The sequence below is a fragment of the Oceanisphaera sp. genome, from assembly GCF_052084945.1.
Classification (GTDB): domain Bacteria; phylum Pseudomonadota; class Gammaproteobacteria; order Enterobacterales; family Aeromonadaceae; genus Oceanimonas.
The window spans coordinates 1-11165 of sequence record NZ_JBQDEX010000097.1 but is presented as its reverse complement, the minus strand read 5'-3'; the positions used below and the strand labels follow the sequence as shown (position 1 = coordinate 11165).

The window sequence follows — 11165 nt, the reverse complement described above, 5'->3', positions numbered from 1 at the left end:
CTAATGGTAAGGGCTCCCCTACAAATAGTTGGGTGTTTGGCTCTTACCCTATAAAGTCTTTTTCAGATCTTATCTCTATTGTTCCGTGTTCTTCCGTGGATTCCGTGGCGAAAAGTTTTGATCAATTAGTTTTACAGATTGGTATTAAAAGTATGTATCAGCCTCACTAAAATAATGCGCATTTGCAAGGAAAATGCCACAGAATTCACACTATAAATCACGGATAAAAGATTTATCGAGCTGCTTAAACGCCACATTTAGCGCTTCGCCTAGCTGAAAATAACAAGGGCGCGCCACAGGTTCGGCAATCGCAATGCCCGCGGTGGCGATTTGCTCATATAGCCGACGATACCAAGTCACTAATGTGGGTGGCAAAGGCGTATCGGCACGCTTACCTAACCAATATAAACCTTGCATGGGTAAACTGGCTAAAAATAAGATGGAGGTCACTACCCCAGGCCAAAAGCGTGGGTCGCCAAACTGAAACTGCATTAATACGCACAGTACAATGAGGGCCGGCATGACTCTTACCCCTAAACGCGTGGCACTGGCAATGCGATACTCAGGAAAAAAAGCCGCCAACTGCCGCTCTTTAGGCCATACAGCCAAATAGGCACTTCCTCTGTGTAACTTACTGGTTAATGTCCCCATTGTGACTCCTTAAAAGCGGCCGCTCAGCTTAAAAAACCAACACTTGCTTTGCGACACATAACATAAAAAAAGCGGCTTGTTAATAATATTTTACGCCACTAGACGGAGATTATCCTACTGTTATTATCCCTGTAAGGTTTGCACTTCTGTGTGTTCAGGCTACAGCCTGTAAGCAGGAAGCGAATTAGAAGAGTAACTTTATCTTTTATCTAACGACAAGGTTTACAGATGACTAGCAAGCTGGTTCTAGTGCTTAACTGCGGCAGCTCGTCGCTTAAATTTGCCATTCTTAATGCCGATACGGGTGACGAAAAGCTATCCGGTCTTGCTGAGTGTTTTTATCAGCCAGATACCCGCATTAGCTGGACCTTAAATGGTCAAAAAGACAGTGCTTCTTTAGGTGCCAATAAGGCACACCAAGAGGCGCTAGACTTTATCGTCAACAATTTGCTTACCCCCCACCCCGAGTTAATGGAACACTTAACGGCTGTGGGACACAGAGTGGTACACGGTGGTGAGCAGTTTACGCATTCCGTTATTATAGATGATGCCGTTATAAAAGGGATTGAAGACTGCGCAAGTTTAGCGCCTTTGCACAACCCGGCTCACTTAATTGGCATTGCCTCTGCCCGCAACTCTTTTCCAGATTTGCCTCAGGTAGCCGTGTTTGATACTGCTTATCATCAGACTATGCCGGAGTCGGCTTATCTGTATGCGCTCCCTTACAAGCTGTATCAAGAACACGATATTCGCCGCTACGGTATGCATGGCACCAGCCATTTCTTTATCGCGCAACAAGCTGCCAAGCAACTTAATAAGCCTCTTGATGAGCTTAATATTATTAGCTGTCACTTAGGCAATGGCGCCTCAGTGTGTGCCATTAAAAACGGTAAGTCGGTTGATACTTCTATGGGACTCACGCCCCTTGAAGGCTTAATTATGGGCACCCGTTGTGGTGATATCGACCCGGCTATTATTTTTCATTTGCACGACAACTTAGGCTACAGCTTAGACAGCATTAACACCCTGTTGACCAAAGAGTCAGGTCTGTTAGGTCTTACTGGCCACACCAACGATTGTCGCTACATTGCTGAGCACTACGACACTGAGCCTGAAGCTAAACGCGCCATGGATATCTTTTGTCATCGCTTAGCAAAATATATTGCCGGTTACACCTGTACCCTAGATGGCCGGTTAGACGCCATTGTCTTTACTGGCGGTATTGGTGAAAACTCCATCTTAGTCCGTGCCATGACCTTAGAAAAACTCAGCTTATTAGGCTTTAAGCTTGACTCAGCAGCCAACGAAAAAGCGCGCTTTGGTAAAACTGCCTGTGTCACAACACCAGACAGTACTCCAGCTTGGGTGATCCCCACTAACGAAGAATGGGTGATTGCACAAGATGCCCAAAAACTGGCGCACAGCGCCCACACTCTCACAGCGTAATAAAAGAGGATTTTATGGCTAGAACAATCATGCTTATTCCCGTTAGCGGCGGTGTGGGTACTACCTCAATCAGCCTTGGCATGGTACATGCCATGGAGCGCAATGGGGTTAATGTCAGCTTTATTAAGCCTGTGTCGCAACCCCGTCACAACTGCAAGGTGCAAGATCACTCTAGCGCTGTTATTGCCAATGGCTCTAATATTAAGCCGCCCAAGCCGTTTGCCCTTAGCTATGCAGAAGGCATGATCTCTCGCGGTGATCTTGATGTATTGCTTGAGGAAGTTGTGGCGCGAGTTGAGCAACACGCAACCGACAGCGGCGCCGAAGTAGTGGTGGTTGAAGGCTTAGTTCCGACTGATAAACATCATTTTGCTAATCGCATTAACTATGATGTTGCCAAGGCACTCGATGCCGATATGGTGTTTATTGCCCAGCCTGGTAACGACACTAGCCAACAACTGAAAGAGCGCATTGAACTGGCATGCTCAAGCTTTGGTGGCATCGAAAATAAGCAGATTGTGGGCTGTATTATTAATAAAATGGGCGCGCCCATGGACGAACAAGGCAATACCCGCCCTGACTTGTCCGAAATGTTTAACCCCAATAACAAAATTGAGCAATACACGCCCAATTTAGAGGTGTTACAAGTATTTGGTAAATCTCCACTGCGCATTTTGGGTTGTGTGCCATGGAATACCGAATTAGTCGCTCCCCGCGCCATTGATTTAGCACGTCACCTCAATGCCAGCGTGCTCAACGAGGGGGAGATAAACACTCGCCGGTTACAAAGTGTGACCTTTTGTGCCCGTGACTTACAAAACATGGCGCAGCTATTTCGGGCCGACAGCTTGTTAGTGGCCTCAGGTGATCGCTGTGATGTCATTATAGCCGTGTGTTTAGCCGCCATGAATGGCGTTAAAATTGGTGCCTTATTACTTAATGGCGGCTATCGCCCAGGCCCTGAGGTCATGGACTTGTGTCAGCGCGCCATGGAAACCGGCCTGCCTATTTTGATGGTCGACACCAATACTTGGCAAACGGCGGTCAACTTACAGCACTTTAATATCGAAATTCCTATCGATGATCGCCAGCGCATTGGGGTGGTGCAAGATTACATGGCCAGTCATATTGATCAAAACTGGATTGAATCTCTTAGCGCCACCTCCACTCGTAGCCGCCGTCTAAGTCCGCCCGCGTTTCGCTATCAGTTAACAGAGCTGGCACGACGTGCAGATAAACGCATTGTCCTTCCCGAAGGGGAAGAGCCTCGTACCATTAAAGCTGCCATTATTTGTGTAGAGCGCGGCATTGCCCGCCCTGTGCTATTAGGTAATAAAGAAGAAATTACCCGCGTGGCCGCACAACAGGGGGTGGTACTAGATGAGCGGGTCGATATTATTGAACCTGATAATGTACGCGAACATTATGTGGAGCGCTTAGTGGAGCTGCGCAAAGCCAAAGGCCTTACCGATATTGTGGCCCGAGAGCAGTTAAAAGATAATGCCATGTTAGGCACCATGATGTTAGAGCGAGATGAGGTGGATGGTTTAGTGTCGGGTGCCATTAATACCACCGCTAATACCATACGTCCCCCGTTGCAAATCATTAAAACCGCACCGGGCTCCTCTTTGGTCTCTTCCATCTTCTTTATGCTACTGCCCGATCAGGTATTAGTATACGGTGACTGCGCCATTAACCCCGATCCGACTGCCGAGCAATTAGCCGATATTGCTATCCAGTCTGCCGAATCAGCTATCGCCTTTGGTATAGAGCCAAGAGTGGCCATGATCTCTTACTCTACCGGCAACTCTGGTACAGGTGCTGAAGTGGTTAAGGTACGAGAGGCCACCCGCTTGGCACAAGAAAGACGTCCAGACTTAATTATAGATGGCCCACTGCAATACGATGCCGCCATTATGGAAAATGTGGCTAAGTCTAAAGCCCCCGACTCACCGGTGGCAGGTAAGGCAACTGTGTTTATTTTTCCTGATCTTAATACCGGCAACACCACCTATAAAGCGGTACAGCGCTCGGCACAATTAGTCTCTATTGGTCCCATGCTGCAAGGCATGCGCAAGCCTGTTAATGACTTGTCGCGCGGCGCATTAGTCGATGATATTGTGTACACCATAGCGCTTACCGCCATTCAGGGCGCGCAAATGGCCGCAGCTAAAAGCAGTCACTAACACTAAGCGCGCTTAGCGCCTGCGTCATCAATCATCAACACCCAGTGGCGACACTGGGTGTTTTTTTGTGCTTAATCGGCGCGATAAAGGCGATATTGCAGCAATCAAGCCCCCTTATAAAAATAAAAACCTTTTCCTTATGGTGAAAACTGGTAACTTAACCCCTTCAATATGCTTTTTTCACATAACCTATCAATAACCACACTGTTAATAACCGTGGTTTACAACAAGGAGAGTCATACATGTCTACCGTTACTTTTCAGGGTAATTCTGTTGCTGTTTCTGGCCAGTTTCCACAAGCAGGCCAAGCCGCAGCTGACTTTACACTGACCGATGGCGATTTGAATGATGTTCGCTTGGCTGACTTTAAAGGCCAAAAAGTATTGCTGAACATTTTCCCAAGTGTTGATACCGGCGTTTGTGCCACCAGTGTGCGCACCTTCAACGAAAAAGCGGCAGCTCTTTCCAATACCAAGGTACTGTGTGTGTCTATGGATCTACCCTTTGCTTTTGGTCGCTTTTGCGGCGCAGAAGGTATTGAAAACGTACAAGCTGCTTCTGCGTTTCGTCACGCTGAATTTCTGAATGCCTACGGCGTTGCCCTAAGTGATGGTCCACTGCGCGGCCTTGCTGCTCGTGCCGTGGTTTGCATCGACGAACAAGGCCAAGTGAGCTACAGCGAACTGGTTTCTGAAATTACAGACGAACCTGCATACGACGCGGCAATTGCAGCGCTTGCATGATCCTGATGGATCCCTGCTCAGTTAGTTTTTTTGATGCAATATCAATAAGCTAGCTTTAATGTCCGAGGTAATCTACAGACTTACTCACAGTTTATGTGGATAACCTCGGATACTTTTCTTGGTCCCCCCTCTCCTAGGCTCTTATCATTAGCAGCGAGGTGTTTTTCCTATTGCTGGCACTTTTCTGTTAACCTAACCCAATACGTTCAATAACACCCCTGTTGGCTCTGCATATTGCGAAACAGTGAGTGGGACTATTTGAGCACTAGCCACTCGCTAGATAAGAGGATTGGATCATGAACATACTTATTACAGGGGGAACTGGTTTTATTGGCCAGCGCCTCATGAATCATTTACGACCTCATCATCACATCACAGTACTTAGTCGCACGCCTAATAAAGTGCACCAACGTTTAGGTCACGATATTCAGGCGCTGGCTTCACTTGACGAGCTAGATAACCTAGACCAATTTGATGCCGTTATTAATCTAGCAGGCGAGCCCATTGCAGATAAACGCTGGAGTCCCGCCCAAAAAGAACGTATTTGCCATAGCCGTTGGCATATTACCGAGCAGCTTGTTAATAAGCTTAATGCCGGACACACGCCACCCAAAGTGTTGATCAGTGGCTCGGCCGTTGGCTTTTATGGCCGCCAAGGCGAAGCTTTAGTGGATGAAGACTCTCACCCTCATGCTGAGTTTAGCCATGAGGTGTGTGCTAAGTGGGAACAACTGGCTAACTTGGCCGCCAGCGAACATACCCGAGTGTGTTGTGTTAGATTGGCGGTAGTAATAGGCAATGAAGGCGGAGCCTTAAAAAAAATGCTCCCCAGCTACCGATTAGGTTTAGGGGGCCCCATTGGCCATGGCAAACAGTATATGTCGTGGATCCATATTGATGATGTGGTGAGCTTACTGTTGTTTTTATTAGAGCATCAAGAGTGCCAAGGCCCTTTTAATGCCAGTGCCCCTGAGCCGGTCACAAATGCAAACTTTAGCCGCACCTTAGCTCGGGTATTAAACAAGCCGCACTTTGCTCGTATTCCTGCTTGGACTATGCGCTTACTCTTTGGCGAAATGGCCGATTTACTATTAACCGGCCAAAGAGTCATGCCGGTACGACTGCAAGAAGCCGGCTTTTATTTTCGCTACCCCACCCTTGAAAAAGCACTAAAAGAGACACTAAACAGCAGTACCCAGCGCTAAGCGGGAAGCATATAGCTTACCGCTGCTAGCGATGTTTTCTACCATTGACGCAATCGGTTCACTAGGTTGGTGCTGGTAATGCCCCCCATCCTTCCGGCTAGCAGTAATAAAACGCTACCCAGTAACGGCAAGCTAAACCACAGTAAAGGATGGGGCTGCCATGTCAGTCCCATCCACTGAGGCAAGAGTATCGCCACGCAAAGCTCTACGCCTACCGCTGCGGCTAGGCCAGCAACACCCCCAGCGGCCAGCCACTCCCAACGTAAAGAGGCTTTCATTAGCCGCTCACTCGCGCCTAAGGTGCGTAATAGCACTAATTCACGACGGCGGCTTTCTAAAGTCGTCTCTAATTGAGCCAATAGCACCAACACACTGGCTCCCGTAACAAGGGCCATTATCACTAATAGCGCCTGACTAACTTGCGCTAATACCTCACGCAATTGCTGTAATATCGCTTCTACATCTAACAAGGTCATGGTGGGAAAGGCGCGGATCAGTTCAACTTCTAATGCCTGTTGTTTGGGTGGCAAATAGAAACTGGCCAACCAAGTTGGCGAATAGTCCGCCAATACATCTGGGCTAAAGATCAGATAAAAATTAGGCTTCATACTATTCCAATCCACCTCGCGAATATTACGCACTTGGGCAGAGACACTTTGGCCCGCTAAATCTACATTAATCTTATCGCCGATACTCAGTTGTAAACGATCAGCTAATCCCGACTCTACCGACACCCCCCCCGCCTCGCTGCTCCACTCGCCTTGTACCAGACGATTGCCCTTGGGTAACTGCTCACTATAGGTGAGGTTTAACTCTCGGCCGCCGCCCGTGTTACCGGCATTGTTATCACTGCCACTTGGGCTCTGGTTGTTATGACTCGCAGGGCGGTCGACATTAGCAGCAGTGGGGGTATCGTTTATCTCAGTTAAACGCCCACGCACAATAGGATAAAACTGCGAGCGATCTAAACCGGCTTGATCGAGGCGTTCGCGCACTGGGTCTAACTGATCACTGGCAATATTTATCAAGAACCGATTGGGAGTGTCTGCGGGCAATTCGGCTAAAAAGCCATCGACTAACTCGCCCCGTACGACCCACAGCAAGCTGCCTAAAAATAGCGCCAGCGCAATGCCACCAAATTGCATCAGGGTCGCCAATCGAGCACCTTGTAGACGATTCACCGCTAATCGAAACCCAACGCCACCCCCAATACGGCGCACTAAGGTCAACATTAACCAACATAACCCGCCTAATATCGCCACTAATGCAATGAGGCCAATTAATAAACCCGCCGCCAAAGACCAAGAATTGGCAAACAGTCCACTTAATATAAAGGTGCCAGCCAGCAAGACGGCCACACTCCAGCCCACAGAGATATGAGCTTCAACTTCGTTGCGCAGCACTCGCAGTGGCGGCACCTTGAGTAAGCGCACCATGGGCACAATAGACAACATCAATGTGGTGAGCAGCGCCATCCCCATCGCCACCCCAAAGGGCGTCATTGAAGGCGCGGGCAACGGCAGTGCTAGCACTTCACCTAGGCTCACTAAGATCAGTTTATGTAACCCATATCCCACCAAGGCACCCAATAACGCGCCTATCAAGAACAGACTGCTCAGCAACCGCGCCAGCCAAGCAAACAACCGCTGGCGACTCGCCCCTAGGGTTTTAAGTAGCGCCATGCGGTCTTGCTCACGATATGAAAAATAACCGAGCGCAATTGCCATGGTCAAAATACCTAACAGCACACCTATCAGTGATGCGAGGCGAAAAAATTGCTCAGCACGGGCAAGTGGGCGCGCCACCGGTGTATCAGCATTATCTGGCCCCTGCCATTGTTGGCCCTGTTGTAGCTTAGGTGCCAGCCATTTGCCATAGGCCATGAGGGCATCAGATTCCCCCTTAAACAAATAGCGATAACTCACCCGGCTACCGGCCATATGAATGCCGCTCGCCGCCAAGTCATCAATATGAATCATAGCTCTGGGCGCTAACAATGCAGGCGTAAACCCTTGATCGGGCTCTTTAATTAACTCCCCTGCCACCCTAAGTTCGGTATTACCCAGCTCAAGTGAATCGCCAATATTGAGCGCTAACAGCGCCAGCAATCGAGACGACAGCCAAATATTACCGGGGGTAATGGCCGTTTGGGGCGCTAGTTGTAATTGGCCATAAAACGGAAAGGCATCGTCTACTGCACGCACACTGGCCAATTGCAGTTTATCATCAGCAAACAGCACGCTTTGAAATGATTGGGTTCGCGAGACGCTCAGCCCTTGAGCCTGGGCTTCATTTAACCAAGCGTCATCGGCTGCGCGACTGCCCGATAATACCTGATCGGCGCCAATATAATCGCGCCCCGACGCTGTTAGCGCCTGATCTAACCGATCGGCCACCAAGGTGACGCTAAGAATGCTGGCCACGCTTAATGCTAACGCCAGCATAAATAACCGTAGCGGGCCGCTGCCAATTTCTCGCCATACTAGCCCCCAGCCTAAGCTCACATTACGCATCGGCTTCCTCCAAGCGACCCGCGGTCATTACCAAACGTCGCTCACAGCGCTGAGCGAGCGCTTCGTCGTGTGTCACCATTAATAAGGTGGTGCCGTGGGTTCGATTCAGCTCAAATAGTAGTTCGATTATTTGTGCGCCGGTACGACTGTCTAAATTGCCGGTAGGTTCATCAGCGAGCAAGAGTGCGGGCTCGGTCATAAAGGCGCGCGCAATGGCCACTCGCTGTTGCTCACCACCAGAAAGCTGACTCGGAAAATGCGCCATGCGCGACCCAAGCCCCACTTGTTCTAGTAAGGCTCGAGCACGTTGGTGACTGTGCTTATTACCTTGTAGCTCGGCGGGCAAGGCCACATTTTCTAATGCGCTTAAGGTAGGCAATAACAAAAAGGATTGAAACACAAAGCCAATATGCTGACCACGTAGCTGGGCACGTTGCTCTTCGTTGAGCGTAGACAGCCATTGGTCGTTAATGGCGATATCTCCTTCGCTGGCGCTATCTAGCCCGGCTAATAGCCCCAGTAGCGTCGATTTTCCCGAGCCAGACGCGCCCACTATGGCCACGCTTTGCCCAGACTTGACTTCAAAGCTTATCCCCTCAAGGATAGTCAATGTCTGCTCGCCAAGTGCAACTCGCTGGCTTAACTCAGCCACCTTAATCATTGGAGATACCGTCATGCCTCGTGTCCTTTTGCTACTCTTGCTATTAGTGTCGTTTGTTACCCATGCTAACACTGTCTTGATCTTAGGGGACAGTTTAAGCGCGGGATACCGCATGAATGCCGAACAAGCTTGGCCGCCCTTGTTAGAGAAAAAATGGCAGCAAGAAGGAAAAGCCGTACAGGTGATTAATGCCAGCGTCAGCGGTGATACCACTCAAGGTGGTTTGCAACGCTTGCCGTCTTTACTTGCCGAGCACCAGCCTAACTTACTCTTACTGGAGTTGGGAGCGAATGATGGCTTGCGCGGCTTACCGCCTTCTTCTATTGAGCAAAATTTAGCAACAATGATCACCTCAGCTCAACAAGCCGGCGCTAAAGTAGTACTAACCCAAATTAAACTGCCCCCTAATTATGGCCGCCGTTATTTACAGCAGTTCGAGGCTGTTTTTACTCAACTCGCCAAAGAACACTCATTGCCATTACTGCCCTTTTTTGTGGTGCCGTTAATTGAGCAAGACGGCATGATGATGGACGACGGCTTACACCCCACCGCCAACGCCCAGCCTCATATAGCGCAACAAGTGCATGGTTTTTTAACCCCCTATTTAAAGGATAACCGCAAGCTGTAAGCCACTAACGGCTGAAAGCTTATCGCTGACGGCCCTTGTTTAACCAATAGAATAAGCGATGGTTTTACTAATTTCAGTGAGGCTGGCACCACTTTGCTGGTGCCATACATTAAAAGCCGCTTGGGCTTGTTGCATGCCCTTTTTACTGCCCAAGCCCGCCTCCACCACCTGATGATGATGTAAATAAGCACTCACATCGCCAGTAAAAGCAAAGGTATCGACCCCTAAACGGCGTAACCCATAAGGCCCAATATTACCGCCTAATAATTGCCCGTGTTTTTTTATCATCATCCACAAGCCAGTAATGTCCTCTTTTGGCCACTGGGCAACAAAAGCGCCAAAGCCACCATAAGGCTGGCCCAAGTCTAAAATCATACGGGCATTGGCTGGCACAGCGGCAATTTTTTTAGCATGACGCACAATGCCGGTATCGTTATTGAGCCGCTCAAAATGGGACTCATCTAACATCAGCATTTTTTCGGGATCGAAACCAAAAAAAGCACGCTCAAACTCTGGCCACTTATTACGGATCACTCGCCACACAAAACCAGACTGAAATAAACTCATGGTAAAAGAAGACAACCAGCGATCGTCCGGTATGGCTGCCAGCTCTTCGGCACTCGCCAAAGGTGAGGCAATAAGGGTATTAAGTATTGCTTCACCGCCATGACGTGCACTGGCCCGTTGATAGATGTCGTTAAAATGTTCCATAAAAACCGTCTCGTTAATTAGACTAATATCGATATAGTACAGTGCCCAGTACCCAGTGTCCTTTCAGAGCTGCTTATACAATCTGTAAAACTAACTGATCAAAATTTTTCGCCACGGAATCCACGGAAGAACACGGAACAATAGAGATAAGATCTGAAAAAGACTTTATAGGGTAATACCAATCTAAGTAAAAATGTGATCTGATTTAAAGCTGGATCTAGAGGAAACAGAGTCACCTTCCACGACACGCCATAAACCCATCCATGGGGGCTCGGGAAATGCCATCCCTGGCATTGTCACGGTCGTGGAAGCCGATCTCTGTTACCTCTCTTGAAGCTCCGAGCTGCCTGCTAATCCCATTCACAGGTAGCTTCGTGGTATAGGGGCGGATAAAGGGATCTACTCCACCGACCATCACATG

The 11165-nt window shown here is 48.8% G+C and carries 9 protein-coding genes; 5 read left to right on the top strand and 4 right to left on the bottom strand.

Going from position 1 to position 11165, the window contains the following annotated elements; all coding sequences use genetic code 11:
• Positions 1-210: 210 nt before the first annotated feature.
• Positions 211-651, bottom strand: a complete 441-nt coding sequence (yfbV, locus tag ACTHY5_RS09325) for a terminus macrodomain insulation protein YfbV (RefSeq protein WP_441878986.1) — start codon at positions 649-651, stop codon at positions 211-213.
• A 228-nt stretch (positions 652-879) separates the two neighbouring features.
• On the opposite strand from yfbV, the gene ACTHY5_RS09320 reads away from it, so the two are divergent.
• From ACTHY5_RS09320 to ACTHY5_RS09305, 4 genes are all read left to right on the top strand, one after another.
• Positions 880-2097 carry an acetate kinase gene (locus tag ACTHY5_RS09320; RefSeq protein WP_441878984.1) on the top strand — a complete coding sequence of 406 codons (1218 nt, stop codon included), beginning with the start codon at positions 880-882 and terminating at the stop codon, positions 2095-2097.
• A gap of 14 nt (positions 2098-2111) precedes the next feature.
• Positions 2112-4283 carry a phosphate acetyltransferase gene (pta, locus tag ACTHY5_RS09315; RefSeq protein ID WP_441878983.1) on the top strand — a complete coding sequence of 724 codons (2172 nt, stop codon included), beginning with the start codon at positions 2112-2114 and terminating at the stop codon, positions 4281-4283.
• 242 nt (positions 4284-4525) lie between these two features.
• Positions 4526-5026 carry a thiol peroxidase gene (tpx, locus tag ACTHY5_RS09310; protein ID WP_441878981.1) on the top strand — a complete coding sequence of 167 codons (501 nt, stop codon included), beginning with the start codon at positions 4526-4528 and terminating at the stop codon, positions 5024-5026.
• Positions 5027-5322: 296 nt separating this feature from the next.
• The gene (locus ACTHY5_RS09305) at positions 5323-6231 is read left to right on the top strand and encodes a TIGR01777 family oxidoreductase (RefSeq protein ID WP_441878979.1); all 909 of its coding nucleotides are present in this window, start codon (positions 5323-5325) and stop codon (positions 6229-6231) included.
• 38 nt (positions 6232-6269) lie between these two features.
• On the opposite strand, the gene ACTHY5_RS09300 is transcribed toward ACTHY5_RS09305, so the two are convergent.
• Both ACTHY5_RS09300 and ACTHY5_RS09295 read right to left on the bottom strand, forming a co-directional pair.
• Positions 6270-8744 (bottom strand): ABC transporter permease, encoded by a 2475-nt coding sequence (locus tag ACTHY5_RS09300; RefSeq protein ID WP_441878977.1) that lies wholly within the window; start codon positions 8742-8744, stop codon positions 6270-6272.
• A complete protein-coding gene (locus ACTHY5_RS09295; RefSeq protein WP_441878975.1) occupies positions 8737-9420 on the bottom strand; it encodes an ABC transporter ATP-binding protein in 684 nt (227 codons plus the stop codon). Before ACTHY5_RS09295 ends, ACTHY5_RS09300 begins: the two co-directional genes overlap by 8 nt.
• Between ACTHY5_RS09295 and ACTHY5_RS09290 the strand changes: the two genes are divergently transcribed.
• A complete protein-coding gene (locus tag ACTHY5_RS09290; RefSeq protein WP_441878973.1) occupies positions 9419-10033 on the top strand; it encodes an arylesterase in 615 nt (204 codons plus the stop codon). The genes ACTHY5_RS09295 and ACTHY5_RS09290 overlap by 2 nt on opposite strands.
• A gap of 39 nt (positions 10034-10072) precedes the next feature.
• Here the strand turns inward: ACTHY5_RS09290 and ACTHY5_RS09285 are convergent, their stop codons facing one another.
• Positions 10073-10744, bottom strand: a complete 672-nt coding sequence (locus ACTHY5_RS09285; RefSeq protein WP_441878971.1) for a DNA-3-methyladenine glycosylase I — start codon at positions 10742-10744, stop codon at positions 10073-10075.
• Positions 10745-11165: the final 421 nt, after the last annotated feature.